The following is a 25124-nucleotide window of genomic DNA, read 5'->3' on the forward strand; positions in this document are numbered from 1 at the left end:
GGGCCACTTTCGTGCGCGTCAAGACCTCTCATTGGGGGAACAACTCCCGATGCCGGGTCACGACCTGTCCTACGCTTCAGGGGTGCGCGCACTACTGGTGGTCAACCCACAGGCGACGGCGACTACGCCCGCCGGCAGGGACGTGCTCGCGCACGCGCTCGCCAGCGAGGTGAAGCTCGACGTCGTCGAGACCGACTACCGGGGGCACGCGGCCGATGCCGCCGCTCGCTCCGTGGTGGAGGGCTACGACCTGGTCGTGGCCCACGGCGGTGACGGCACCGTCAACGAGGTCGTGAACGGCGTGCTGCGAGGTGGCGCCGACCGACCGCTGCCGATGCTGGGCGTGGTGCCCGGAGGTTCGGCCAACGTCTTCGCGGGCGCGCTCGGACTGCCCCGCGACCCGGTCGAGGCGACCTACCGCCTGCTCCAGTCCGTCGAGCACGGCACGAGCCGCCGAGTCGGCCTGGGCCGAGTGGCCTCGGCGGGCGGCAGCGAGGACCACGACCGCTGGTTCACCTTCAACGCGGGCGTCGGCTGGGACGCGGACGTCGTCGCGGGCGTCGAGGAGCAGCGCGCCAAGGGCCGCGTCGCGGGCCCGGTCCTGTACGCGCGCACCGCCCTGGCCAGCTACTTCAGCCAGCGCAGGCACGAGCCCGCGCTCACCGTGCAGATCCCCGGCGAGCCCGTCTTCGAGGACATGCGCCTGGCCTTCGTGTCGAACACCGACCCGTGGACCTACCTGGGCGACAAGCCGCTGCGGCTCAACCCGAGCACGTCCTTCGACGGTGATCTCGGCCTGTTCGCGCTGCACGGCCTCGGATTGCCGACGGTTCTCCGCTACTTGACGCATCTTCTCGTCACGGACGGGAATCCCAAGGGCGAGAACCTGTTGCGCCGGGACGATGTTGCGTACATTCGGGTGACGAGTCAGGAGCCGGTCAACCTCCAGGTCGACGGTGACCTGCTCGGGACCTGCACCGAGGTGGAGTTCACCTCGGCGCCGGGCGTGCTCACGGTGGCCGTGTGACCGTGGCGTGACCACTACGCCACCCAAACGCGATTTTCCCCACGAGAGAGCCGCCACGCACTGAAAGCCCAGGTGAACGCGGCCGATCTTTCGGGTGAGTTCACTCACCGGGTTGGATCTAACCTCTTGACATCCCGCGCGTTCGTGAAAGCATTCACAAGCACCCCAAAACCGACCGCTGACGAGTGGCGTGCCTACGAGCGCGCCATAGCTGAGGAGTAGTTCCAATGGACTGGCGCCACCGCGCGATCTGCCGCGACGAGGACCCGGAGCTGTTCTTCCCCGTGGGGAACAGTGGTCCTGCGCTCCTGCAGATCGCCGAGGCGAAGACCGTGTGCCGCCGCTGTCCCGTCGTCTCCGACTGCCTCGCGTGGGCGCTCGAGAGCGGCCAGGACGCGGGCGTGTGGGGCGGGATGAGCGAGGACGAGCGTCGTGCGCTCAAGCGCCGCAACGCTCGGACCAGGGCTCGCAGCAACGCCTGATCGGCAAGCCTCGAAAGCACAGCACCACCGCACCACCCGCGCGCAGGCCCCCAAGGCCGGAGCTCACGACCAGGACGAGCCCGCGCGATGAGCAGGACAGCACGACCTAGGCGGCAGCCTGAAGCACTGCCGCCGCCCGTGAGGCACAGGTCAGCGCGGTGGGACCGCGACCTGCGAGCCCACCGGAAGCTAGCTCGAAGGGCCCGACACCGTGCCAGGTGTCGGGCCCTTCGGCCTTGTTGCACACCCTCCCGCATGACCACGTGACCACCCCTGAGGAAGGCCGTCACGTGTGCACGAGCAGTAGTCTAACGCCGCGCCCTGAGGGGCACTCGCAGGACCGCCTCAGTACCGCCTCGGGGCCTGCGGCGCAAGCTCAAGGAGCCTCTCAATTCGGACTCGACGAGGGTCCGGACGATCTGCAGGCCGAGCCGGTCCGTGCGCTCCAGGGAGAAGCCCTGCGGGAGCCCGCGCCCGTCGTCGCAGATCAGGACGTCCAGCCACTTCGCCGACCGCTCGGAGTGCACGACCACCTCGCCGCGCTGGCCGGGGCTGTACGCGTGCTCGAACGCGTTCTGCACCAGCTCGGTCAGCACCATCACCAGCGGCGTCGCCAGCTCGGCCTGCACGATGCCGAACTTCCCGTCCCGGCGCACCACGACCTGCGACTCGGTGGCCGCCACGTCGCTCATCATCGGGATGACCTTGTCGACCACGTCGTCCAGGTCGACCCGCTCGTCCACCGACATCGACAGCGTCTCGTGCACGAGCGCGATCGAGGTGACCCGGCGCACCGACTCGGCGAGCGCCTCCCTGGCCTCCTCGCTGGAGGTGCGGCGGGACTGGAGCCGCAGCAGCGCGGCCACGGTCTGCAGGTTGTTCTTCACCCGGTGGTGGATCTCGCGGATCGTGGCGTCCTTGGACATCAGCGCCCGGTCGCGCCTGCGCACCTCGGTGACGTCCCGGCACAGCACCAGCGCGCCCGCCGCGCTGCCCCTGGGCCGCAGCGGCAGCGCCCGGAACAGCACCGCGGCGCCGCGCCGCGACTCGGCCTCGATCCGCATCGACGGCTGCCCGTCGAGCGCGGCCCTGATCCGCTGCGCCACCTCGGTGGCGTCGAACGGGTCGCCGATCAGCGAGCGGGTCAGCGGGGCCAGGTGCACGCCGATCAGGTCGGCGGCGTGGCCCATGCGGTGGTAGGCCGACAGCGCGTTGGGGCTGGCGAACACCACGGCGCCGGACGAGTCCAGGCGCACCAGGCCGTCGCCCACGCGCGGGCTGGTGTGCACGTCGGGTGACGGCTCGGTGGTGGGGAACGTGCCGTCCGCGATCATCTGGCACAGGTCGGCGGCGGAGCCCAGGTAGGAGATCTCCAGCGGGCTGGGCACGCGCGGCACGGCCAGGTTCGTGTTGCGGCTGAGGACGGCGATGACCTCGCTGCCCAGCCGCACCGGGATGGCCTCGCGGCGCACCGGGACGCCCAGGTGCCAGCGCGGGTCCTCCTCGCGGCAGATCCGCACCTCGGCGATCGCGCGGCGCAGCTGGGGGTGCTCGTCCACCGGGACGGTGCTGCCGACGACGTCCTCGGGGTGGGCGGTCGGCGCCGTGGTCGGGCGGGCCTGGGCGACGCACAGGAACGTGCCGTCGTCCAGCGGCACCCACATCAGGAAGTCGGCGAACGACAGGTCGGAGAGCAACTGCCACTCGGCGACCACGAGCTGCAGGTGGTCTGCGGCGACCCCGGACAGCTTGGTGTGCTCGGCGAGCAGGTCGGTGAGCGTGGACAGGGTGTGCTCCTAACTCGACCACCGCGATGAGGTCGGCTCCCGCTCCACGGCCGCCCTGCGACACCGCGGTGCGAACGGGCTCTGCCAGCCATCCAACCACGGTTCGGCGACCGTGCCGCCAGCGGTCAGGTGACGCCGTGTCACACTTGGGTGAAGCACTGTTAGCTGGAGGAGAACCCCATGTCGAAGCGTGCCCGCAAGCGTCGTGACCGCAAGAAGGGCGGCGCCAACCACGGGAAGCGCCCCAACGCCTGAGGTCGCTGACCTGGCGAAAGGCCCCGGAGACCAGGTCTCCGGGGCCTTCGGCGTTCTCGGGGCCGCGCGGGGCGGCCGGTCCGGTCCGCGCGGCCTTCCCAGGACCGCGCGGGGGCCGGTGGTCAGTCCGCGGACGCCCTCGGGGCTCCGGGGGCAGTCGCCGTGGCGGTCGTCACCTCGACGTCGACCCGGCGGACCTCGGTGACGACGCCGTCGGCGCCCTCGTGCGAGGCCGTCGTCTCCCGCACGGTCGTCTCGCGGACCGTCACGGTCTCCCGGATGCGCGCCCGCAGCCTGGCCTTCAGCTCGTCGGGGGCGAGGTCGCCGCCGCACTTGCGGGCGAGCAGCGCCTTCAGGTGCTCCTCCAGCCCGTACTCCTCCAGGCAGGGGTGGCACTCGTCCAGGTGCGTGGCCAGCAGCTCCCTGCGGGCCTGGTCGCACTCCTGGTCGAGGAACAGCCACACCTCCGACAGCACCTCGGAGCAGTTGGTCTCGTGGTGCTCGCCGCAGCTCATCGTCCCGCCACCTCCTGCTGACCGCCGCGCAGGAAGCCGCGCTCGCGGGCGGTGTCGGCCAACTGCTCGCGGAGCTGCCTGCGGCCCCGGTGCAACCGGGACATCACGGTGCCGATCGGGGTGCCCATGATGTCAGCGATCTCCTTGTAGGCGAAGCCCTCCACGTCCGCCAGGTACACCGCGATGCGGAACTCCTCGGGCAGGCGCTGCAGCGCCTCCTTGACGTCGGTGTCGGGCAACCGGTCCATCGCCTCGACCTCCGCCGAGCGCAGCCCGGAGGAGGTGTGGCTCTCCGCCTGCGCCAGCTGCCAGTCGGTGATCTCGTCCGTCGGCTGCTGGAGCGGTTGGCGCTGCTTCTTGCGGTAGCCGTTGATGTAGGTGTTGGTGAGGATGCGGTACAGCCAGGCCTTGAGGTTCGTGCCCTCGGAGAAGGACGCGAACGCGGCGTAGGCCTTCAGGTACGTCTCCTGGACCAGGTCCTCCGCGTCGGCGGGGTTGCGCGTCATCCGCAGCGCCGCCGAGTAGAGCTGGTCGAGCATGGGCATCGCGTCGCGCTCGAACCGCGCCGCCCGCTGGTCAGCCGTCTCCTCGCCGTGCGCCTGGCCACGCGGTGTGGCCCCGTTCTCGGCGGCCTGTGCTCGCGCTGCTGGTGGCACAGCTCTCCCCGTGTTCGCGGCTGTCTGGGACGCGTTCGAGGATACGCGGCGGTCACCGGGGCGGCAGAGCGCCGACCCGCGTGGGGGCCTGGCCTTGGCCTGCCTGCCGAGCTGCTGCTCCATCACCTCTGCTGCCACGCCGTGGTCAACGCGGTGGCGGGGCGCGGCATTCCCCGGCTAGGGTCCGCGCCCATGGCCAGGCCCGCGACCGGTACCCCCGCCACGTTGCTGCTGAGCAAGCAGAAGGTGGCCTTCGAGCTGCACTCCTACGAGCACGACCCGCGCCACGAGTCCTACGGGATGGAGGCGGCCGAGGCGCTCGGGGTCGCGCCGGAGCGGGTGTTCAAGACGCTGGTGGCCGAGGTCGACGGGAAGCTCGCGGTCGGCGTGGTGCCGGTCACCGGGCAGCTGAACCTGAAGGCGCTCGCGGCGGCGCTGGGCGGGAAGAAGGCGAGGATGGCCGAGGTGGCCGCGGCCGAGCGGGCGACCGGGTACGTGGCGGGCGGGATCTCGCCGCTGGGGCAGAAGAAGCGGTTGCCGCTGGTGCTGGACTCGTCGGCGAGCGGGCACGCGACGGTGTTCTGCTCGGCGGGCAAGCGCGGGGTCGAGGTGGAGCTGGACCCGGCGGAGCTGGTCAGGCTGACCGGGGCCGTGGTCGCGCCGATCGCGGGCTGAGGCCCGACCCCCTGGGCTCGGGGCCCGCCAGACCTCCGGCGCCAGACCTCCGGCGCCAGACCTCCGGTGCCAGACCTCTGGCGCTAGACCTCCAGGGGCCGCAGCACGCGGGACAGCCACTCCCCCACCGAGCGCTGCAACCCCTCCACGTCGGCCTTGAGTCCGTGGTCGCCCTCCTGGAGCACGACCTCCCGGTGCGGCGCGCCCCCCGGCACCCCGAACGGGTCGCGCTCGCCCTGCACGACCAGGGTCGCCACGTCGACCGCGTCCAGCTCGGGCAGCCGGGACTTCTCCGGCTTGCCGACCGGGTGCAGCGGGAACGCCAGGCACAGCACGGCGACCGCCTGGCCCTCGGAGGCGGTGCGGCAGGCCACCCGCGCGCCGGAGGAGCGTCCGCCGAACACCAGCGGCAGGGTGTCGAACAGGCCCGCGCCCAGGTCCTCGGCGACCGCGAGCCACGCGGCGTCCAACTGCTTCGCGGGCGCCGGGGCGCGGCGGCCCGCGACCCGGTACGGCTGCTCCACCAGCGCGACGTGCACGCCCGCCTCGACGGCGGCGCGGGTGGCCGCGACCAGGTCGGGGGCCTCGATGCCGCCGCCCGCGCCGTGGCCGAGCAGCAGCGCGGCGCGCCCCTCGGCGGCGCAGTGCAGCACGGCCCGCGCGGGGCCGTGCGGGGTGTCGACCACGCGGGCGGTCACGTCAGCTCGAACAAGGTGGGCTCCGGTTTCTCGTCCTCGCCCAACCGCACCGGGTCCGTGAGGGCGCGGTCGTTGTTCCTGATGCTGTTGACCCGCGTCGACACCGGGCGCAGCTCCAGCGCGTTCACCAGGTCGAGGTCGGGGGCCAGCAGCGCGCTCGGGTCGGCGCGGTCGGGGTCGAGCCAGTCGTCCCAGCGGTCCCTCGGCAGCACGAGCGGCATCCGGTGGTGGACCTGGGTCATCTCGCCGATGGCGTCGGTGGTGAGCACGGCGAGGGTGATGACCGGCGTGCGCTCGTCGCCCTCCTGCTGCCACCACACGGACCAGATGCCCGCCATGGCCAGGCTGGAGCCGTCGCCGGGGGTGATGAAGTACGGCTGCTTGCGGCCCTCGCCGGGCTGCCACTCGTACCAGCCCTCGGCGGGCACGATGCAGCGGCGGCGGGCGGCGGAGTCGCGGTAGGAGGGCTTCTCCAGCACGCTCTCCGACCTGGCGTTGATCATCTTGGCGGCGCCGGAGAGGTCCTTGGCCCAGTGCGGGACCAGGCCCCAGCGCATGGCGCGCACGGTCCGCTCGACCTCGTCGGGGACCGGTTCGCCCTGCGCGTCGCGCGGGTGCCGGTCGACCACCGCGGACACGGTCTTGGTGGGGGCGACGTTGTAGTCCGGACCGGGGACCGCGCCGTCCGTTGCGTCCACCGCGTCGAACTCGGTCGCCACCTGGGCCGGGTTCTTGGTGGAGGCGTACCTGCCGCACACAACCGATCACCTCCTGGCTCATCGTCGCACGTCGCGGCGACCGGTGCGAGCCGCCGGGAACGGGATGCGGGATCATCTGGGCATGACGCAGCAGTGGCCAGCCCGCACCGCCGGCGGTCCCGTCAACGCGACGGTACCGGTCCCCGGCTCGAAGTCGATCACCAATCGCGCGCTGGTGCTCGCCGCCATCGCCGACGCCCCCTCGGTCCTGCGCGCGCCGCTGCGCAGCAGGGACACGCTGCTGATGGCGGAGGCGCTGCGCGCGCTGGGGGCGCGGATCGAGGACGGCCCGGACGGGTCGTGGCTGGTGCGGCCGGGTGAGCTGCGCGGGTCGGCGCGGGTGGACTGCGGGCTGGCGGGCACGGTCATGCGCTTCCTGCCGCCGGTCGCCGCGCTCGCCGCGGGCGAGGTCGTGTTCGACGGCGACGAGCAGGCGCGGGTGCGGCCCATGGGGACCGTGCTGGGCGCGCTGCGGGCGCTGGGCGCGGACGTGGACGGCGACGCGCTGCCGTTCACCCTGCGCGGCGCGGGCGGGCTGCCCGGCGGCGAGGTGGTGATCGACGCGTCGGCGTCCTCGCAGTTCGTGTCCGGCCTGCTGCTGTCGGGCGCGCGGTACGACAAGGGCGTCGTGGTCGCGCACGAGGGCGAGCCGGTGCCGTCGCTGCCGCACATCGAGATGACCGTGGCGATGCTGCGCGAGGCCGGGGTCGTGGTGGACGACTCGGGGCGGGACACCTGGCGGGTCGAGCCGGGGCCGGTCGCGGGGCGCGAGTGGGACGTGGAGCCGGACCTGTCGAACGCGACGCCGTTCCTGGCCGCCGCGGCGGTGACCGGCGGCGAGGTGCTCGTGCCGGGGTGGCCCGCCGCGACGACGCAGGCCGGTGACGCGATCCGGGGCATCCTGGCGGAGATGGGCTGCTCGGTGGAGCTGGGCGCGGACGGGCTGCGGGTGCGCGGCGGCGAGCTGCGCGGGGTGGACCTGGACCTGCACGACGTGGGCGAGCTGACCCCGACCGTGGTGGCGCTGGCGGTGTTCGCGTCCGGCCCGACGGTGCTGCGCGGCATCGCGCACCTGCGCGGGCACGAGACCGACCGGCTCGCGGCGCTGGTCGCCGAGGTGAACGGGCTGGGCGGGGACGCCGAGGAGACCGAGGACGGGCTGCTGATCCGGCCGAGGGCGCTGCGCGGCGGCACCTGGCGGGCGTACGCGGACCACCGGATGGCCACGGCCGGGGCGATCGTCGGGCTGCGGGTGCCCGGCGTGGAGGTGGACGACATCGGCACGACGTCCAAGACCATCCCGGACTTCCCCGGCATGTGGGCGGCGATGCTCGGGCAGCGCTGACGTGGGACGGGATTGGCGCAAGCTGGACGAGTCCGACGTCCGGGTGCGGCCGGGCAAGGGGACCAGGCCCAGGAGCAAGCGGCGGCCGGAGCACGCGGACGCGGTGGGCGCGATGGTCGTCGGCGTCGACCGGGGCCGCTGGACGTGCGCGGTGGACTCCGACCCCGCGCTGCTGGTGACGGCGATGCGGGCGCGGGAGCTGGGGCGCACGCCGGTGGTGGTCGGGGACCAGGTCGGGCTGGTCGGGGACACCTCGGGGCAGCCGGACACGCTGGCCAGGATCGTGCGGGTGGAGGAGCGGTCCAGCGTGCTGCGGCGGACCGCGGACGACACGGACCCGTTCGAGCGGGTCGTGGTGGCGAACGCGGCGCAGCTGGTGATCGTGACGGCGCTGGCCGAGCCGGAGCCGAGGCGCGGGTTCATCGACCGGTGCCTGGTGGCGGCCTACGCGGGTGGGCTCGAGCCGCTGCTGTGCCTGACGAAGTCGGACCTGGCGTCGGCGGACGAGCTGCTGGAGGCGTACGCGGAGCTGGCCGTCCCGGTGGTGGTGACCCGGTCGGACGAGGACCCGGTCGAGCTGCGGGAGCGGCTGGTGAACCGGTTGTCGGCGCTGATCGGGCACTCGGGCGTCGGCAAGTCGACGCTGGTCAACCGGCTGGTGCCGGACGCGAACCGGGCCGTGGGCGTGGTGAGCGGGGTCGGGAAGGGGCGGCACACGTCGACCCAGGCGGTGGCGCTGGCGCTGCCCGAGGGCGGGTGGGCGGTGGACACGCCGGGCATCCGCTCGTTCGGGCTGGCGCACATCACGCCGGACGACATCGTGATGGCGTTCCCGGACATGAAGGAGATGGCCGAGGAGTGCCCGCCGGGGTGCGGTCACCTGGGCGGCGAGGAGGACCCGGAGTGCAGGCTCGACGAGCTGGTCACGACGGGGGCCGCGACCGAGCGGCGGCTGGAGTCGCTGCGGCGGCTGCTGGAGTCGCGGGGGAAGCTGGAGGAGTACGACTAGGGGGCGGTCCACCGGGCCACTGAGGGTGGTCCGGTTCCGGATTACCGCGCGCAGCCGTTCACCGGATCAGGCGGCCTACCCCTGAACACGGCCGGTGGAAGCGGCTGCGCGGAGTAACGTCCGCCGAGTGGCAAGGGTGATCGGAATCGGCGGGATCTTCCTCAGAGCGCGCAATCCCGCCCGCCTCGCGGCCTGGTACCGGGCGCACCTCGGCATCCCCATGAACGACCGGGGGACGGTGACCTTCCACTGGGAGGAGACCGCGACCCGCGACAACCCCGGAACCACCACCCTCGCGCTGTTCGCCCAGGACACCGACTACTTCGGCGAACCCGGCCAGCGGGCCATGCTCAACCTGCGGGTGGACGACCTCGCGGCGCTGCTCGACCGGCTGCGGGCGCACGGCGTCGAGGTGCTGGAGCAGACCGAGGACTCCGAGTACGGGCGGTTCGGGTGGTGCGTCGACCCCGAGGGCAACCGGGTCGAGCTGTGGGAGCCCGCGCGCGGCATGTGAGCCGCGCGCGGGCCCTCAGCGCTACATCAGCTCCAGCACGAACGGCAGCTCCTGCGGCGCGTACCAGGCCAGCTCGTGGTCCTCGGCGCTGCCGACCGCGAAGTCCGCGTCCGGGTCGCCCAGGTCCGCGGCGTCGATCACGTCGGCCGCCTCGCGCACCGCGTCCTCGGCCTCGGCCGTGTCCAGGTGCACCGCGGCGATCTTCTTGAGCGGGATCGCCCCGGACAGCTTGACCACCGAGAAGTCCAGGTCGGGCCGCAGCTTCACCGCGCCGTCCTCCACGTCCACCGACACCACCGCGCGCCGGGGGCGGGCCTTCTCGTCGCCCGACAGCTCCTGGCCGAGCAGCCGCAGCGACGCCCGCGCGGCGTCGAGCATCGCGGCGTACTCCAGCTCCTCGGTGTCCCCCGCCGCGTACGACTCGCGCAGCGCCGGGGTCAGCGCGAACCCGGTCCCGCCGACCGGGGCGAACTCGCCCGTCTCGACCAGGGCGCGCAGCGACGCGACCGTGGCGGGCAGGTAGACCCTCATCCGGACACCGTTCCCATCAGTTCCTCCACCGACTCCTCGACCATGCCCGCGAGGACGTCCACGTCCGGCATCGCGTCACGGTCAGCGTTCAGCCCGAAGTACACACCACCGTCGTAGGACGTGACGCCGATCGCCAGCGCCTGGCTCCTGGCCAGCGGCACCACGGGGAACATCTCCGTCATCCTCGCGCCCGACGCGTACAGCGGCACCTGCGGGCCCGGCACGTTCGTGACCACGACGTTGAACAGCCGCTTCGAGAAGGAGCTGGCCGCCCGCGCGCCGAGCGCGTGCAGCGTGGGCGGGGCGAACCCGCTGACCCGCACCAGGGTCTGCGCGGCGACCTTCTGCGCGGACTCCTGGTGGGCGCGGGTGGCGTGGCTGACGTGGTGCAGCCGCACCACCGGGTTCGGCTCCCCCACCGGCAGGTCCACCAGGTACGCGGACACCTCGCCCGGCTTGCCGTCGGCCGAGCGCACCGACATGGGCGTCATGGCGCGCATGGTCGTGCTGGCCGAGACGACCTCGCCGCGCGAGAGCAGCCAGGCGCGCAGCGCGCCGGTCAGCGCGGCGAGGACGCCGTCGTTGACCGTGCCGCCGTGCGCCCTGCGGATGGCGCGGAACTCGTCCAGGCGGGTCCTGGCCACCGCGAACCGGCGCTGCGGCGAGGAGATCCGCACGTTGAGCGGGCTGCCCGGCGCGGGCGTGGCGGCGGTGCGCACGGCCGAGAGGAGGCCGCCGAGCGCGTCGGTGGCCTTGCGGACGGTGGCGACCGTGTCCAGCGCGGCCGAGCGGGCGTTCTCCACCACCTCGCCGGGCCGCTGCACCGCCTCGGCGACCGCGTCCACGACCAGCTGCAGGCCGCTGGGCTCCGGCTGCGGCATCCACAGGTTCTCGACCTGGCGGCGCGGGGACGCGGACACGTCGAGCATCACCTGGGTGATGTCGGGCGCGCCGACGCCGTCCACCATCGCCTGGTGGGTCTTGGTGACCACGGCGATCCGGTTCCGCGCCAGGCCCTCCACCAGGTAGGCCTCCCACAGCGGTCGGGTGTTGTCGAGCGGGCGCGACATGAGCCTGCCGACCAGGTCGTGCAGCTGCTGGTCGGTGCCCGGCGTGGGCAGCGCGGAGCGGCGCACGTGGTAGGTGACGTCGAAGTCCTGGTCGTCCACCCACACCGGGCGGGCGAGCCTGCCCGGCACGTGCACCACCTTGCGCCGGTAGCGCGGGGCCAGCGAGAGCCGCTGCTCGACCAGGTCGACCAGCCGGTCGTAGTCGAAACCGGCCTTGGGCCTGCGGAACACCGCGACGCTGCCGACGTGCATCGGCGTCGACGCGTCCTCCAGGTAGAGGTACGAGGCGTCCAGCGCGGACAGTCGGTCGGGCATGGGGCCAGGCTATCCGCTGCACCGCTCGACGAGGCGGCTCACGGCCGCGACCTCGGCGGCGTCGCGGCGGGCCCGGCCGAGCCGGATGCGGGCGGCGGCGGGCATGGCGCGGCGCACGGCGGCGTCGACGCGGCCCGCCAGGAACGCGCCGAGGAACGCGCCCCTGACCGGCCTGCGCAGCGGCGCGACCCGGCCGACCTCGACGGCGAGCCAGCTGAGCGCGACGTCCAGGCTGCGGTCGCCGCGCGCGGCGTCGGCCCAGTCCACGAGCACCGGGCCGTCCGGGCCGAGCACGACGTTGCCGGGGTGCAGGTCCAGGTGCAGCAGGGCGCCGTCGCCGGGCAGGAAGTCGGGGGCGGGGACGGCGTCCAGGTCGCGGTGCAGGCGGGCGAGCTGGCGGCCGAGGCGGCGGGCGCGCCACGGCTTGGCGTCCAGCTCCTGCGACATGCGCGGGCCGGGCACGTACTCCATGACGATCTCGGTGGCGTCGGCCTCGGCGACCCTGGGCACCGGGATGCCGTGGGCGCGCAGGTGGCGCATCAGCTCGGCCTCCGGCCGGGGGTCGCGGCCGGAGCGGCTGCGCTTGCGGAGCAGGCCGTCCGGGCGCAGGAAGACGTCGGCCTCGCGGCCTCGGGCCAGCAGGTGGTCACGGTGCGCGACGTTGCGCAGACGCGGGGTCATGGGACGATCATCACAGTTGACAGCTGATCCGCAAGGGCTGATCGGGGGTTTCGTGGTGCGCCGGGCGGAGGTGCGACCATGCACGCGTGGAGATCTCGCCCAAGGACAGGTTCGTCACGGTCTACGGCCGCAAGCCCGTGCTGGAGGCGCTGGACGACCCTCGGTTGGAGGTCGACAAGGTGCTGATGGCGGAGGGCGCGCGCGGGCCCGCCGCCAAGGAGATCCTGGACGCCGCCTCGCGGCGCGGGGTCAGGGTGCAGCGGGCGACCGCGCAGCGGGTGAAGGTGCTGGCGGGCAACGGCAGGCACGACCAGGGCGTGCTGGCGGACGTGGTCGCCCCGCGCATGGCGCCGCTCGCGCTGGCCCTGGAGTCCCGGCCGCGCGGGGTGCTGCTGCTGGACGGGATCACCACGCCCGCGAACGTGGGCATGATCCTGCGCACCGCCACGGCGGCGGGCGTGGAGGGGATCGTGGTGCCCCGGCGCGGGGTGGCGTCGATCGACCCGCTCGTGGTGAAGGCGTCGGCGGGGGTGGCGTTCCGGGCGCCGGTGCTGCGCTGCGGGACCGCCGCCGAGGCCGCCGCGCAGCTGCGGGCGGCGGGGTACCCGCTGTTCGCGCTGGACGCGTCGGCGAAGCGGAGCGTGTACGCGGCGGAGCTGCCGGAGCGGGCGGCGTTCGTGCTGGGCAGCGAGACGGCGGGGGTCTCGGACGGGGTCCGGGAGCACGTGACCGACTGGCTGTCGATCCCGATGGCGGCGGGCGTGGAGTCGCTGAACGTGGCGAGCGCGGCGGCGGTGCTGTGCTTCGAGGTGGTCCGCAGGCGCTCGCTCTGAGCGGGCCGGGTTCCTGAACCGGCTCGGCTCCTGAGCGGGCCTGCTTCCTGAGCGGGCCTGCTTCCTGGACGCGCCCGGCTTCCGGACGCGCGCTGGTGCGGGCACCGGGGTGTCCGGTGCCCGCACCAGCGTGGGTGGGCCCAGCGCCGTCACCGTCTTCGACGTCCCGGTCGTCGACGTGAGGGGGCCCTACCCGTTCGGCGTCCCGCTTCCGCCTCCCGCTCCTGGTAGCGGGGAAGTGGCCCGAAGTCGCGGAACGCCTCTTCGGATTGCCCGTGTTGTCCTTGCCCGTGCTGTCCGCTGATTCCACGGTACGCCCGAGCCACCCGGCTTGGAATTACTCGTCGGGGTGGCGGTTAGTGGTTTTTCCGTGACCGGGAACCGCGTTCATTAGCCCCTGAGGGGGATTGCCAGGAGGATTTCAAGTTCCTGGAGGGTGGTTTCCACCGACGTGTGGTGAACACCGACCATCCCGGCCGCCGCGGCGCCCCGCACGTTGACCGGCAGGTCGTCGACGAACACGCAGTCCCCCGGCTCCAGTCCCAGCTCGGAGGCGGTGAGCAGGTAGATCTCGGCGTCCGGCTTGGCCACGCCCGAGGCCCCCGAGGTGACCACCGCGTCGAACAGGTGACCCCACTCGCGGGGCGGCGCCCAGCGGCCGTCCGCGTTGCTCAGGATCGCCGTCCTGATGTCCTCGCGGCGCGCCCTCTCCACCGCGATCAGGAGTTCTTCGCTTCCGCTGTCGGTCAGCACGCCGCCGAAGTCGAGCACCAGTCCTCGCACCAGGCACAACTTACGCCCTCATTCGAACGGGTGAAGTCGGTCCAGGATGGCCCGGTTCGCGGGTCGTGTAGGTCATGACGTGGTTGCGGGAGTTGCAGGGGTACGGCGGGCTGGAACGGGCGCGGGACGCCTGGGGCGGTCAGGTGTGTCCGGGGGCGGTGCTGGAGCACCTGCGGCTGGTGCGGGTGGTCGTGGAGGCCGTGGACGGCAGGCGACCGCTGGGGCAGGTGCGCGCGGTGCTGACGGGGTCGGCGGCGCGGGAGGTCGGGCGGCTGCTCTCGCCGGGGACGTCGGGGACGGCGGTGGGCGGGCTGCGGATGTGCCGGGTGTCGGAGCGGGCGGCGGAGATCGCCGGGACGCTGCGGCGGGGCGCGCGGGTCCGGGCGCTGGCCGCGCGGGCGGAACTGGTGGAGGGCCGGTGGCTGCTGTCGCGCTTCCACCTGCTGCCGTGAGCCCCGCAAACGACCGCTGCGGCGGGATGGGGGCTCGCGGGGCGACCGGGCGGTGGGCGGCGCGCTGTGGGGCCACGGGGGCGCTGAGGGGCGGGGAACGGGCCTGCGGCGCGCACCAGCGCGGAACCGCGCGCGGTCGGGCGGCGGGCGAGCACTGCGGCCCCACCGGCACGACGCTTTCGGCTGGCCCGCACCACCGCGGCGCGGCCCGGTGCTGCGGCCTGACCGGCGCGGCCCCTCCAACCGCTCCGCGCCCCGGCGCCGCGCGGCCCACGCACCACCGCGCCGCAGTCCCGTGCCGCGGTTCGGCCGGAGTGACCCTTGCCTCCGCCTCGCGCGTCCTCGCCGGGCGCCAGCACTCGGGTGCACCGCACTCACGCCCCTGCCGGGAAAGCCCGCAGCCCCCGGACCGACTGGGGTCCGGGGGCTGCGGGAGCGGTGCGCCTGCGCGCCCCGGTCACCGCGTCGCGGTCACCGGGGTCGCCTGCGGGTCAGCCCTGCGGGCGGTTGCGCTGGCCCTTGGCCTGGGCGCGGGCCTGGGCGCGGCGCTCCTTGCGGGTGCCGCCCTGGCCTGCGCCGCCGCCCTGGTTGGCGCTGCCGTGGGACTCCGCGTCGCCGCTCTCGTCCGGACCGGTGTAGGTCAGGTTCGTGTTCGCGCGCGGGTCGAGGCCCTTGCCGCGCAGCGCGGCCGGGATCGGGGCGCCCGACAGCTGCGCCAGCGCGGAGCCCGCCGGGGCCTCGCGTCGGCGCTGCTCCTCCTGCTGCCTGGCCGCCGCCGCCTGCTGCTGGGCCTGGACCTGGGCCTGCTGCTGCGCCTCGGCCTGGGCCGCCGCGGCGGCGCGCGCGCGGGCGCGGCTGCCGGTCAGGTTGCCCGCGCCGTTGCTGATCGACACCTGCACCGGGGGCTCCGGGGCGGGCTCGGGCTCGGCGGCCTCGACCTGCAGGTTGAACAGGAAGCCGACGATCTCCTCCTTCAGCGCCTCCAACATGCCGTTGAACATGTCGAAGCCCTCCCGCTGGTACTCGATCAGCGGGTCGCGCTGGGCCATCGCCCGCAGGCCGATGCCCTCCTTGAGGTAGTCCATCTCGTAGAGGTGCTCGCGCCACTTGCGGTCGAGCACGGACAGCAGCACGCGGCGCTCCAGCTCGCGCATGGCGCCGGGGCCGACGCGGCCGTCGATGTCGGCCTCGCGGTTGCCGTACGCCTCCAGCGCGTCCTCCTGCACGCGGGCGCGCAGGTCCTCGCGGCTGAGGTCGTCCTCGGCGTCGAGCAGCGCCTTGGCGTCCAGCGACACCGGGTAGAGCGTCTTGAGGGCCGTCCACAGCTTGTCGAGGTCCCAGTCCTCGGAGTAGCCGTCGGCGGTGGCGCCGTCGACGTACTCGCCGGTGACGTCCTTGATCATGTGGGTGACCTGCTCGCGCAGGTCCTCGCCCGCGAGGACGCGGTGGCGCTCGGCGTAGATCACCTTGCGCTGCTCGTTCATGACCTCGTCGTACTTGAGGACGTTCTTGCGGATCTCGAAGTTCTGCTGCTCGACCTGGGTCTGCGCGCTGCGGATCGCGTTGGTGACCCACTTGTGCTCGATGGGCAGCTCGTCCGGCACCTTCAGGCGGGTCATCACGTTCTCGACCATGGCCGCGTTGAACCGGCGCATCAGCTCGTCGCGCAGCGACAGGTAGAACCGGGACTCGCCGGGGTCGCCCTGGCGGCCGGAGCGGCCGCGCAGCTGGTTGTCGATGCGGCGGGACTCGTGGCGCTCGGTGCCGAGCACGTACAGGCCGCCCGCGTCGCGGACCGCCTCGCTCTCGGCCTTGACCTCGGCCTTGACGTCCTCGATCAGCTTCGACCAGGCCGCCTGGTACTCGTCGACGTTCTCCACCGGGTCGAGGCCGCGGTCGCGCAGCTCGTGGTCGGCCAGGATGTCCGGGTTGCCGCCGAGCACGATGTCGGTGCCTCGACCGGCCATGTTCGTCGCGACGGTGACCGCGCCCTTGCGACCGGCGCGGGCGATGATCAGCGCCTCGCGGTCGTGGTGCTTGGCGTTGAGGACCTCGTGCGGGATGTTCATCCGCACCAGCAGCTTCGACAGGTACTCGGAGCGCTCGACGCTGGTCGTGCCGACCAGGACCGGCTGGCCCTTCTCGTGCCGCTCGGCGATGTCCTCGGCGACCGCCTGGAACTTCGCCTCCTCGGACTTGTAGACCAGGTCCGGCTGGTCGCGGCGCTTCATCGGGCGGTTGGTCGGGATGGGGACCACGCCGAGCTTGTAGGTCTGGTAGAACTCCGCGGCCTCGGTCTCGGCGGTGCCGGTCATGCCGCCCATGCGCTCGTAGAGGCGGAAGTAGTTCTGGAGGGTGATCGTGGCGAGGGTCTGGTTCTCGGCCTTGATCTCCACCCCCTCCTTGGCCTCGATCGCCTGGTGCATACCCTCGTTGTAGCGGCGGCCCGAGAGCACGCGGCCGGTGAACTCGTCGACGATCATGACTTCACCGTTGCGGACGATGTAGTCCTTGTCCTTGCTGAACAGCTCCTTCGCCTTGATGGCGTTGTTCAGGTAGCCGACCAGCGGGGTGTTCGCCGCCTCGTAGAGGTTCTCGATGCCGAGCTGGTCCTCGATGAAGGCGACACCGGTCTCCGAGACGCCGACGGTGCGCTTGCGCTCGTCGATCTCGTAGTGGGTGTCCTTGCGCAGCAGCGTGGACAGGCGGGCGAACTCCAGGTACCAGCGCGACGACTGGTCGGCCGGGCCGGAGATGATCAGCGGCGTGCGGGCCTCGTCGATGAGGATCGAGTCGACCTCGTCGACCACGGCGAAGAAGTGGCCGCGCTGCACGCACTCGTCCAGGCTCCACGCCATGTTGTCGCGCAGGTAGTCGAAGCCGAACTCGTTGTTCGTGCCGTAGGTGATGTCGGCGTTGTAGGCCGCGCGCCGCTGCTCCGGCGTCATGTCGGACAGGATCGCGCCGACGGTCATGCCGAGGAAGCGGTGGATGCGGCCCATCCACTCCGAGTCGCGCTTGGCGAGGTAGTCGTTGGTCGTGACGACGTGCACGCCCTTGCCCGCGATCGCGTTCAGGTAGGCGGGCAGCACCGAGGTCAGGGTCTTGCCCTCACCGGTGCGCATCTCGGAGATCTGCCCGAGGTGCAGCGCCGCGCCGCCCATCAGCTGGACGTCGAAGTGCCGCTGGCCGAGCACCCGCTTCGCGCCCTCGCGGACGACGGCGAACGCCTCCGGCAGCAGCTCGTCGAGCGACTCGCCGTCGGCGTGGCGCTTGCGGAACTCCTCGGTCTTGGCCCTGAGGTCGGCGTCGGAGAGGTCGACGACGTCGTCTTCGAGGTTGTTGATGTGCGCTGCGATGTTGCGCAGGCGCTTGAGCATCTTGCCTTCGCCTGCGCGGAGCAGTCGGGACAGCACCATCTCGGGTCGACCTCATTACCTCATCGCGTCGCGCCCGGCGGGCGCCTTCCTTCGGGTCCACCGGGGTGGCGGTGGGCCCCTCACCTATGGCCATCGTAGGCAAGTCGTGAAGGTGTGTGCACAGACACAGGTAGGAACCACCGGCGAGCCCTTCGGGACCCGTCGGAGCAGGGCCGGGGCGAACAACCGGCCGCGGGGTCGGGATCTTGCCGGATGGGAGGGGCGGGAGCACGCCGAAGACGGGGATAAGGCGATCAAGTTCACTCCGTCGTGGCGGACGTGAGCGGCGTGGCGGGTGGGCGGGGGTGAGCGGGCGTCCGATGCGTGGAGAACGACTGCGGTGCGGCCAAGAGGTCGGCGCAGTGAGGCGATCAGCGAGGCGATCAGCGCAGCGAGAGATCGGCCGGGCGAGGGGATCGGCGGGGTGTGCGGCGAGTTGCTGGCGCAGTGGAGCGGCCAGTGGGCCTGCTTGGCGTCGGGCGGGTTTTGTTCTTGGGGCTGCCCAGCGTTCTTGCGGCTGCCCGGCGTTCTTGCGGCTGCCCGGCGGGGTTCGCGCGGGTCGCCTCGGGGAGGTGCCCCGTCCCCGGACGCGGCCTTGCCCCCGGCGCGTTGGGGCGCCGGGGGCCGACCGGTATTGGGTCTGGTTCGGTCAGTAGGTCGTCGGTTGTCCTCGGGTCGCGGGATCGGGTCGCGGGTGGTCGCGGGTGGCCCTGGGGTGGGGCCGGCGTTCGCGTGGGAGTCCTCGGGCGCTCTTGTGGAGCGCCGGTCGGGCTCGGCGCGGGCCGGGGGTTGGGGTGGGCCACGGGTCCGGTGACCTCGCGTTCGCGGTCTCGGGAACCGGGGATCGGGCGGGCCGGCGGGAGTGGCCGGACCGCTCTGCGGGGTGTGGCGGGCCTTCCGGTGCCCGGGACTCCGGGGGCGAGCTGCTCGGGTCGCCTGGACGCCGGGGTCCCCAGGGGGTGGAAGGCTGTGCGCCGCGCCCCTCCGGGCTTGTCGCGTGTGGGCTTGTCGCGTCGGCTTGTGACGGATCAGGCCTGAGCGGGTCTTGCCGGTGGAGCCCTCGGCTCCGGGTGCCGGTGGGCCCGCTCAGGGTGTGTCGGTCCTCCTGCGTTCGACTGGGGCCTGCTCGAAGGCCCGTTGTCCGGCTGTCGGCCCGCAACTCCTGCGGGCGGGCGCCCGCAGCTCCCGCGGGCGGGCGGCTCCGGGGGTTTCTGCGCGCAGACCAGCCGGAACCGCTGAGGATCAGGCGAGCCTGATCACGCCGTAGTCGAATCCCCTGCGCCGGTAGACGACGCTGGGTCGTCCGCAGTCCGCGTCCGCGAAGAGGTAGAAGTCGTGGCCCACGAGCTCCATCTCGTAGAGGGCCTGGTCGACCGTCATGGGCTTGGCCGCGTGCTCCTTCTCGCGCACGATCTGACCGGGCAGGTTGTCGTCCAGCCCGTCGTCCCAGCGCTGAGCGGGCACCTCGGCGTCGTACCCGTCCTCGGACTGGGGCGCCGCCTCCAGGAGCGCGGTGCGGCCCTGCGCGGCGGCCTGGCCGTCGGACACGAGCACGTCCGCGAGCCCTCCGGTGGCCTCGGCGACGGACGTGGTGCCCCTGCGTCCGTAGTGCACGCGCCTGCGGTCGTGCGTGCGGCGCAGTCTGCTCTCCAGCTTCGCCACCGCGGTGTCGAGCGCGGCGTAGAAGTCGCCAGCGCTCGCTTCGGCGCGGATCACGGGCCCGCGCCCCTTGCCGGTGATCTCCACCCGCTGGCAGTTCTTGCTCTGCCTGCGGTTCGGCTCGTGGAACAGCTCCACGTCGAAGCGGATGACCTTGCGGTCGTACCGCTCCAGCCGGGCCAGCTTTTCGGCGACGTGCACCCGGTAGTGCTCGGGCACCTCGACGTTGCGGCCTTTCACGACGATGTCCATACACGACCTCCCTCGCGTTGCTGCGAGCTCTGCCTGTGGATCGTTTTGGCACCGTGTCGCGCGAACCCGTAGGTCGCGGACAGTCGCTGGGGGGTTGGCGTCACTCAGCGCTTCTCCGGTGCCAGGGTCATGGGCTTTTCGCCTCCTCCCCGTGAATGCCGGGAACGCTTGATAGCGGTGCACGTTAGCCCGGTATCCGCTGCGGCGACAGCCCCCGAGGCGGGGGAAACCAAGAATTTCCGGTTGATGACGCAGAGCGACGACCTTCGGTCGCGCGCGCCGGGACGTTGGTCCCGCCGGGGTCGGGCCCGCAGGCCCTTCTCCCCCGTCAGGTCCAGTGACATGGGCGCACCCGTCCGCTGTCCGGTCCGGCCGAACGGCCTCCGCGCGGGCGTCATGTCCGGCCAACGGACGGGAACGCGCTCGGGTTCCCGCCGCCGTTCACCCGTCGGGCTCCGTTTTGCAGGCGCTCGTGAAGGTCAGCGCGAGGGGTACCCGGAACCCCGCCGAGCGCAACACCCGCGCGCACTCCAGCGCCGTGGCCCCGGTCGTCACCACGTCGTCCACGACCACGCACACCGCCCCGGCGGGCGGCACCGGCCCGGCCCGCAGCAGCACCCGTCCGCGCAGGTTGGCCCGCCGCTGGGCGGCCGTCAGCCCCACCGAGTCGAGGGCGCCCGAGGCCAGCCCCAGCACCGGCGCGCGCGGCACTCCGGCACTCCGCAGCGCCGCGTCCACGTGCGAGCCGCCCCTGCGCCGCGCGGCGCGGCGGGTGGACGGGGCGGGCACGAACCACACCGGGCCGGGCGGCAGGGGCAGCAGCGGCAGCGCGGTGGCCAGCAGCGCGCCGAGCGCGGCGGCCAGGTCGCGCCGCCCGCGCTCCTTGAACGCGAGCAGCAGCGCCCGCGCCGCGCCCGCGTGGTCGGCGAGTGTGAACACCGGAAGACCCCGGACGGACACGCGGCGTGGCGGTCCGAAGCCCACGAGGCACGCCGGGCAGGCGACCGCGCCGCCCGAGCCGCAGCCGGGACAACGGGGCGGGAACAGCAGTTCGATCAGCACGAGGTCGAGCCTGCTCCGGGGGTCCGACAATTCCACACCGGAAAACGGGGGTACCCGCAGACACGATCAGGTGAAACGCGAAGTGAGGTGAAAGTCCTTCACCATGGGATGACCGGAGGGTTCACCCGAACCGGAAGAAGCCGCTTTCCGCCCCCCGATCACAGGACGGACACGGCAATGCGCCGCCCCGCGCCGGAGGAAAATCGGTCAGCCGGGGTAGAACACCTTCGCCGTCGACGGCAGCAGCGGGCCCGGCTGCCGCCACACGTCCCCGATGTCGGCGGTGCTCCACAACCCGCTGCGGTCCACCGCGACGACGTTGCGCGCCGGGGCCGCGCTCACCGAGCTCACCGGCACGGTCAGGTTCGAGGTGTTGTACCGCTCGATCTTCATCCCGTCGATGTTGACCTTCGCGATCGGCCACGCGGGCAGCGACGTGCTCACCACCAGCACGTCCGGGGCCAGCCAGTCGAGCGACAGCGCGTTGGTGCCCAGCGTGTTCCCCTGGAGCGTCCTGGCGCTCTTGAGCGTCACCGCGCCGTCCTGCGCCCGCACCACGGCCGCCAGCACGAGCTTGCCGTTGATCACCGCCGCGACCCGCGTCCCGTCGCGGGACAGCCGCAGCTCGGTGATCTGCTGCCCGAAGATCGACAGCGCGTCCGCGTTCACCGCCGTCGCCGCCCACCCGGTGTCGGTGCGCACCACGCGCACCACGTTCGTCCCGTCGTGGCTGGTCCACACCTCGTTGGCCCGGTCGCCCTTGCGCCCGCCGCGCACCCACGTCGGCCGGGTCATCTCGCGCGCGGTCAGCTCGACCGGGTTCAGCGCGTCGTTCAGCCCGCCGACCAGCAGCCGCACCCCGCCGCCGCTCGCGGTGGCCACCACGGCCAGCTCGCTGCCGCCCAGCGACTGCGCCGCGCTGAGCACGGTGTAGTCGCCCTCGCCCGCGGGACCGGCGATCGGCTGCCCGTCCGCGAGCCCGAGCACCCGCCCGCCGCTGACCGCGAGCCCGCGCAGCTCGGCGTCCGGCGAGGCCGCGGCCTCGCCGGTGTCCACGTCGTTGACCCGCCACTCGACCTGCTCGGCGGAGATCGGCTGCCCCTCCACCATCACCTTGACCCTGGTGGTGGTCACCCCGCTGAGCGACCGCACCACCTGCGCCACGATCTGCTTGGCCAGCTGCGGGGTGAGGTCGCCGACGTCCTTCAGGTCCACCTCCAGCGCCCCGTCGTCGCCCTCCTGGGTGCTGCGCCGCGCCTGGGCGGTGTTCGGGATGGCGGTGACCAGCGCGCCGCGCACCACGTCGGCCGGGCCGTTGAGCAGCAGCTCGGTCACCCGGCGCGGGATGCTCGGGGCGGGCGGGACCACGACGTAGCGCGGGTCGGGCACGAGCACGGAGAAGTCCGGCGTGTAGAAGTACAGGACGACCCGGCGGTAGTTGCTCTGGAAGCCGTTGAGCGGCATGAAGACGCCCGCGGGGGCGGTGGCGATGCGCCACTGCCCGGCGTCGTCCTTCACCACCTCCAGCGACTGCTGGAGGTCGCCCAGGGTCTGCGTGAACGAGCCGTCGTTGACCAGCCTGCCGAGGTACTTGCCCTGGAGCTGCACCGCGCGCCGGTCGGGGTCGTCGGGCTCCTCGCCAGGCACGGTGTTGAAGGCCGTCTCGATGATCGTCGGCGCGTCCTTGGTGTTCCACGCCTTGGCCGCGTCGGCGGTCAGGTAGGCCTTGGCCTGCGCGTAGTCGCCCGCCGGGTTGCTGGTGGCGTCGACGAACCCGCGCACCAGGCTCAGCGGGTCGAGGTCCTTGACCGGCGGGGCGGCCTCGGCGGTGGCGGCGCTGCCCACCCGCCGGTTGATCGGCGACACCGACGTCTGGGTCGGGATGGCCGCGCACCCCGACAGCGCCAGCACCGCCGCGAGCAGCGCGACGAGCTTCTTCACCGGTCCTCCTCGCGCCTCGGGTCGGCGCCGTCGGGTCGTGCGGTCGGGCGGGCCCTGAGGTCGTCACCGGGCTCGGCCGCGCGGTCGAACCCGTCGGCGCGGGCAGGGTCGGTGTGGGCCGGGTCGGTGTGGGCCGGGTCGGCGCGATCCGGGTCGGCGCCGATCACGTCGGCGCGCGGGTCAAGGGCCAGGTCGGCCCCGTCGGCCCGGTCCACGAGCGCGGACCCACCGGCGTCGGGAACGACCCCGGCCTCGCCCGCCTTGGCGGCGCGCGCCGTCCGGCCACCCCTGACCACCCGGCCGACCCGGCTCGCCCGGCCTGCGCGACCCGCGCGCTCGATCCGCTCGGCCCGGTCGCCCTTGCCGGGCTTCCCCGGTTTCTCGGGCTTCTCCGGCTTCTCCGGCCGCTCGGCGCGCTCCGCCCGCCCCACCCGGTCGACCGCCCGGTCCGCGCCGCGCTTGGCCAGCCGGGTGGCCCGCCGCAGCAGCCCGGTCCGCTCCGGCCGGTCCGGCCCGAGCGGCTGCACCGGCTGGGTCCGCTCCGCGTCCGACGGCTCCTCGTCCGCGAGGTCCGCGTCCACCAGGTCCGCGCCCACGAACCCGCCGTGGTCCCCGCGCGCCGCGCGCTCGTCGCGCTCGAAGCTCTCGTCCACCGCGACCCCGCCCAGCTCGTCCGGGACCTCGCGGTCCGCGTCCACCGGCTGCGCGGGCTGCCAGGTGATCTCGCCCGCCGTGAACTCCACCGGCAGGACGACTTCCTCCTCCTCGTCCGGCGCCGGTTCGACGTCCGCCAGCTCCGGCGGCACGAGCGGCAGCGGGCTCTCGGCGAACCCGTCGCCGTGCACGCGCGGCAGGGTCAGCCGGAACACCGCGCCGTGCCCGCGCTCGCCCCACGCCTGCAACCAGCCGCCGTGCAGCCGCGCGTCCTCCAGGCTGATCGACAGCCCGAGGCCGGTGCCTCCGGTGCGGCGGTTGCGGGACGGGTCGGCGCGCCAGAACCGGTTGAACACCAGGTCGGCCTCGCCGGAGCGCAGGCCCACGCCGTGGTCCCGCACGGTCACCGCGATCGCGTCGCCCGACCCGCGCAGGGTCAGCTCGACCGGCAGCCCCTCGCCGTGGTCGATCGCGTTGGCCAGCAGGTTGCGCAGGATGCGCTCGACCCGCCTGGCCTCGATCTCGGCGGTGACCTCGTGCTCGGGCAGGTCCAGCACGACGGACGTGCCGCTGCTGTTGGCGATGGCGCGCACCGAGTCGTGCGCCCGGCGCACGAGCACCCGCACGTCCACCAGCTCGGGCGAGAGCTCCTCGACGCCCGCGTCGAGCCTGCTGATCTCCAGCAGGTCGCCGAGCAGCGACTCGAACCGGTCCAGCTCGTCGACCAGCAGCTCGGTGGAGCGGGCCAGCCCGGCCGGGAACTGCTCGCGGGAGGCGTGCAGCACGTCGGCGGCCATCCGCACCGTGGTCAGCGGGGTGCGCAGCTCGTGCGACACGTCCGAGGTGAACCGGCGCTGGAGCTGGCCGAACTCCTCCAGCTGGTGGAACTGCCGCTGGATGCTCGCGGCCATCTCGTTGTAGGACTGGGCGAGCCTGGCCACGTCGTCCTCGCCGACGACGGGCATCCGCTCGTCCAGGCTGCCCTCGGCGAACCGCTCGGCGACCTCGGCGGCGTGCCGGACGGGCCGCACCACCTGCCGGGTGACCAGGTTCGCGATCGCCGCGAGCAGCAGGAGCAGCACGACGCCGCCGACGATCAGGGTGTTCTGGGCGAACTCGGCGGTGGTCTGCTCGCTGGTCAGCGGGAACAGCAGGTAGAGCTGCATGGACCGGGCCGACGAGGCCACCGGCATCCCCACGACCAGGAACGTGGTGCGCCCGCTGTCGCGCTCCACGGTGCTGATCTGGGTGCCGCTGCTGCCGCGCTCGACCAGCTCGCGCAGGCTCACCGGCACGTCGCGCCACGGCCCGACCGCGTTGAGCTGCCCGTCCGAGCCCGCGAACGCGGAGTCGGCCAGCACCGGCTCGAACGCGCCCGCCCCGGACGTGGCGGCCTCCTGCGTCGTGCCGGTGGCGTTGATCTTGTTGAGCGCGGTGGTGAACCTGGCCTTGACGCTGTCCGGGCCGGGGTTCAGGCCGAGCAGGTCGGGCTGGACCGCGGCGACGCTGGCGTCCGCCTGGCGGGTGGCGGCCTCGGTCTTGGCGTCCAGGAGCTGCTTGACGATCTGCTCCTGCAGGACCATGCCGAGCACGAACACCACGGCCGAGGACAGCGCGAGGGTGCTCACCACCACCCGCAGCTGCATCGACCGGCGCCACAGCTCGCCGAAGCGCACCGCCTGGCGACGCGCGCGCTCGGCCACCCGGCGAGCCTCGCGCGCCACCGGGTCCAGCAGTCGCGTCCTCATCAC

The 25124-nt window shown here is 73.3% G+C and carries 22 protein-coding genes and 1 pseudogene; 9 read left to right on the forward strand and 14 right to left on the reverse strand.

Features of this window, described 5'->3' with window-relative positions; translation table 11 throughout:
• The first annotated feature begins 82 nt into the window (after positions 1 to 82).
• Both AMIR_RS31175 and AMIR_RS31180 read left to right on the forward strand, forming a co-directional pair.
• Entirely contained in the window at positions 83 to 1027 is a 945-nt protein-coding gene (locus AMIR_RS31175) for a diacylglycerol/lipid kinase family protein (protein ID WP_041838543.1), read from the forward strand.
• 227 nt (positions 1028 to 1254) lie between these two features.
• A complete protein-coding gene (locus AMIR_RS31180) occupies positions 1255 to 1509 on the forward strand; it encodes a WhiB family transcriptional regulator (RefSeq protein ID WP_015104912.1) in 255 nt (84 codons plus the stop codon).
• Positions 1510 to 1817: 308 nt separating this feature from the next.
• On the opposite strand, the gene AMIR_RS31185 is transcribed toward AMIR_RS31180, so the two are convergent.
• Positions 1818 to 3296 carry a PAS domain-containing sensor histidine kinase gene (locus tag AMIR_RS31185; protein ID WP_015804977.1) on the reverse strand — a complete coding sequence of 493 codons (1479 nt, stop codon included), beginning with the start codon at positions 3294 to 3296 and terminating at the stop codon, positions 1818 to 1820.
• 180 nt (positions 3297 to 3476) lie between these two features.
• On the opposite strand from AMIR_RS31185, the gene AMIR_RS43330 reads away from it, so the two are divergent.
• Positions 3477 to 3551, forward strand: coding sequence for a 50S ribosomal protein bL37 (locus AMIR_RS43330; RefSeq protein WP_096498094.1), 75 nt, complete (start codon positions 3477 to 3479; stop codon positions 3549 to 3551).
• A 122-nt stretch (positions 3552 to 3673) separates the two neighbouring features.
• On the opposite strand, the gene rsrA is transcribed toward AMIR_RS43330, so the two are convergent.
• Positions 3674 to 4066 carry a mycothiol system anti-sigma-R factor gene (rsrA, locus tag AMIR_RS31190; RefSeq protein ID WP_015804978.1) on the reverse strand — a complete coding sequence of 131 codons (393 nt, stop codon included), beginning with the start codon at positions 4064 to 4066 and terminating at the stop codon, positions 3674 to 3676.
• Positions 4063 to 4722: a sigma-70 family RNA polymerase sigma factor gene (locus tag AMIR_RS31195; protein WP_015804979.1), complete on the reverse strand. Its 660-nt coding sequence runs from the start codon at positions 4720 to 4722 to the stop codon at positions 4063 to 4065. Before AMIR_RS31195 ends, rsrA begins: the two co-directional genes overlap by 4 nt.
• Before the next feature lie 192 nt (positions 4723 to 4914).
• On the opposite strand from AMIR_RS31195, the gene ybaK reads away from it, so the two are divergent.
• Positions 4915 to 5397 (forward strand): Cys-tRNA(Pro) deacylase, encoded by a 483-nt coding sequence (gene ybaK, locus AMIR_RS31200; protein WP_015804980.1) that lies wholly within the window; start codon positions 4915 to 4917, stop codon positions 5395 to 5397.
• Positions 5398 to 5480: 83 nt separating this feature from the next.
• Here the strand turns inward: ybaK and AMIR_RS31205 are convergent, their stop codons facing one another.
• Positions 5481 to 6095: an alpha/beta hydrolase family protein gene (locus tag AMIR_RS31205; protein ID WP_015804981.1), complete on the reverse strand. Its 615-nt coding sequence runs from the start codon at positions 6093 to 6095 to the stop codon at positions 5481 to 5483.
• Positions 6092 to 6853: an SOS response-associated peptidase gene (locus tag AMIR_RS31210; RefSeq protein ID WP_015804982.1), complete on the reverse strand. Its 762-nt coding sequence runs from the start codon at positions 6851 to 6853 to the stop codon at positions 6092 to 6094. The genes AMIR_RS31205 and AMIR_RS31210 overlap by 4 nt, the downstream gene beginning before the upstream one ends.
• Before the next feature lie 82 nt (positions 6854 to 6935).
• On the opposite strand from AMIR_RS31210, the gene aroA reads away from it, so the two are divergent.
• The 3 genes from aroA (at position 6936) to AMIR_RS31225 (ending at position 9721) form a co-directional block, all read left to right on the forward strand.
• Positions 6936 to 8198 (forward strand): 3-phosphoshikimate 1-carboxyvinyltransferase, encoded by a 1263-nt coding sequence (gene aroA / locus AMIR_RS31215; RefSeq protein ID WP_015804983.1) that lies wholly within the window; start codon positions 6936 to 6938, stop codon positions 8196 to 8198.
• A 1-nt stretch (position 8199) separates the two neighbouring features.
• Positions 8200 to 9207 (forward strand): ribosome small subunit-dependent GTPase A, encoded by a 1008-nt coding sequence (gene rsgA / locus AMIR_RS31220; RefSeq protein WP_015804984.1) that lies wholly within the window; start codon positions 8200 to 8202, stop codon positions 9205 to 9207.
• A 127-nt stretch (positions 9208 to 9334) separates the two neighbouring features.
• Positions 9335 to 9721, forward strand: a complete 387-nt coding sequence (locus tag AMIR_RS31225) for a VOC family protein (protein ID WP_041837151.1) — start codon at positions 9335 to 9337, stop codon at positions 9719 to 9721.
• A 21-nt stretch (positions 9722 to 9742) separates the two neighbouring features.
• Here the strand turns inward: AMIR_RS31225 and AMIR_RS31230 are convergent, their stop codons facing one another.
• From AMIR_RS31230 to AMIR_RS36415, 3 genes are read right to left on the reverse strand one after another with little or no spacing between them, the layout of a single operon-like run.
• Positions 9743 to 10252, reverse strand: coding sequence for a DUF6912 family protein (locus AMIR_RS31230; RefSeq protein ID WP_015804986.1), 510 nt, complete (start codon positions 10250 to 10252; stop codon positions 9743 to 9745).
• On the reverse strand, positions 10249 to 11637 hold the full coding sequence (locus tag AMIR_RS31235) for a WS/DGAT/MGAT family O-acyltransferase (RefSeq protein ID WP_015804987.1): 1389 nt from the start codon (positions 11635 to 11637) through the stop codon (positions 10249 to 10251). The genes AMIR_RS31230 and AMIR_RS31235 overlap by 4 nt, the downstream gene beginning before the upstream one ends.
• A gap of 9 nt (positions 11638 to 11646) precedes the next feature.
• Positions 11647 to 12318 (reverse strand): phosphotransferase, encoded by a 672-nt coding sequence (locus AMIR_RS36415; protein ID WP_015804988.1) that lies wholly within the window; start codon positions 12316 to 12318, stop codon positions 11647 to 11649.
• 86 nt (positions 12319 to 12404) lie between these two features.
• On the opposite strand from AMIR_RS36415, the gene AMIR_RS31245 reads away from it, so the two are divergent.
• Positions 12405 to 13151, forward strand: coding sequence for a TrmH family RNA methyltransferase (locus AMIR_RS31245; RefSeq protein ID WP_015804989.1), 747 nt, complete (start codon positions 12405 to 12407; stop codon positions 13149 to 13151).
• Positions 13152 to 13541: 390 nt separating this feature from the next.
• Here AMIR_RS31245 and AMIR_RS31250 read toward each other — a convergent pair whose 3' ends face one another.
• Positions 13542 to 13943, reverse strand: coding sequence for an HAD-IA family hydrolase (locus AMIR_RS31250; protein ID WP_015804990.1), 402 nt, complete (start codon positions 13941 to 13943; stop codon positions 13542 to 13544).
• 65 nt (positions 13944 to 14008) lie between these two features.
• Here AMIR_RS31250 and AMIR_RS31255 point away from each other — a divergent pair, with 65 nt between their 5' ends.
• On the forward strand, positions 14009 to 14386 hold the full coding sequence (locus AMIR_RS31255; protein ID WP_015804991.1) for an Rv3235 family protein: 378 nt from the start codon (positions 14009 to 14011) through the stop codon (positions 14384 to 14386).
• Between the two features lie 491 nt (positions 14387 to 14877).
• Here AMIR_RS31255 and secA read toward each other — a convergent pair whose 3' ends face one another.
• From secA to mtrB, 5 genes and pseudogenes are all read right to left on the reverse strand, one after another.
• On the reverse strand, positions 14878 to 17805 hold the full coding sequence (secA, locus tag AMIR_RS31260) for a preprotein translocase subunit SecA (RefSeq protein ID WP_015804992.1): 2928 nt from the start codon (positions 17803 to 17805) through the stop codon (positions 14878 to 14880).
• 1242 nt (positions 17806 to 19047) lie between these two features.
• Positions 19048 to 19716 (reverse strand): ribosome hibernation-promoting factor, HPF/YfiA family, encoded by a 669-nt coding sequence (gene hpf / locus AMIR_RS31265; protein ID WP_015804993.1) that lies wholly within the window; start codon positions 19714 to 19716, stop codon positions 19048 to 19050.
• 441 nt (positions 19717 to 20157) lie between these two features.
• Complete coding sequence (locus AMIR_RS31270; protein WP_245554561.1) at positions 20158 to 20808, reverse strand: phosphoribosyltransferase; 651 nt, start codon at positions 20806 to 20808, stop codon at positions 20158 to 20160.
• 177 nt (positions 20809 to 20985) lie between these two features.
• Complete coding sequence (locus AMIR_RS31275; RefSeq protein WP_015804995.1) at positions 20986 to 22719, reverse strand: LpqB family beta-propeller domain-containing protein; 1734 nt, start codon at positions 22717 to 22719, stop codon at positions 20986 to 20988.
• Positions 22720 to 23471: 752 nt separating this feature from the next.
• Positions 23472 to 25121 (reverse strand): annotated as a pseudogene (gene mtrB, locus AMIR_RS42420) (MtrAB system histidine kinase MtrB); the annotation flags it as partial.
• Positions 25122 to 25124 lie beyond the last annotated feature (3 nt).

The organism is Actinosynnema mirum DSM 43827 (assembly GCF_000023245.1).
GTDB lineage: Bacteria > Actinomycetota > Actinomycetes > Mycobacteriales > Pseudonocardiaceae > Actinosynnema > Actinosynnema mirum.

Excerpts from the sequence above, each read along its gene's own strand:
- AMIR_RS31235 (WP_015804987.1), bottom strand. The coding sequence starts at position 11,637 with ATGCCCGACCGACTGTCCGCGCTGGACGCCTCGTACCTCTACCTGGAG.
- AMIR_RS36415 (WP_015804988.1), bottom strand. The coding sequence starts at position 12,318 with ATGACCCCGCGTCTGCGCAACGTCGCGCACCGTGACCACCTGCTGGCC.
- hpf (WP_015804993.1), bottom strand. The coding sequence starts at position 19,716 with ATGGACATCGTCGTGAAAGGCCGCAACGTCGAGGTGCCCGAGCACTAC.
- secA (WP_015804992.1), bottom strand. The coding sequence starts at position 17,805 with ATGGTGCTGTCCCGACTGCTCCGCGCAGGCGAAGGCAAGATGCTCAAG.
- rsrA (WP_015804978.1), bottom strand. The coding sequence starts at position 4,066 with ATGAGCTGCGGCGAGCACCACGAGACCAACTGCTCCGAGGTGCTGTCG.
- AMIR_RS31230 (WP_015804986.1), bottom strand. The coding sequence starts at position 10,252 with ATGAGGGTCTACCTGCCCGCCACGGTCGCGTCGCTGCGCGCCCTGGTC.
- AMIR_RS31180 (WP_015104912.1), top strand. The coding sequence starts at position 1,255 with ATGGACTGGCGCCACCGCGCGATCTGCCGCGACGAGGACCCGGAGCTG.
- AMIR_RS31255 (WP_015804991.1), top strand. The coding sequence starts at position 14,009 with ATGACGTGGTTGCGGGAGTTGCAGGGGTACGGCGGGCTGGAACGGGCG.
- ybaK (WP_015804980.1), top strand. The coding sequence starts at position 4,915 with ATGGCCAGGCCCGCGACCGGTACCCCCGCCACGTTGCTGCTGAGCAAG.
- aroA (WP_015804983.1), top strand. The coding sequence starts at position 6,936 with ATGACGCAGCAGTGGCCAGCCCGCACCGCCGGCGGTCCCGTCAACGCG.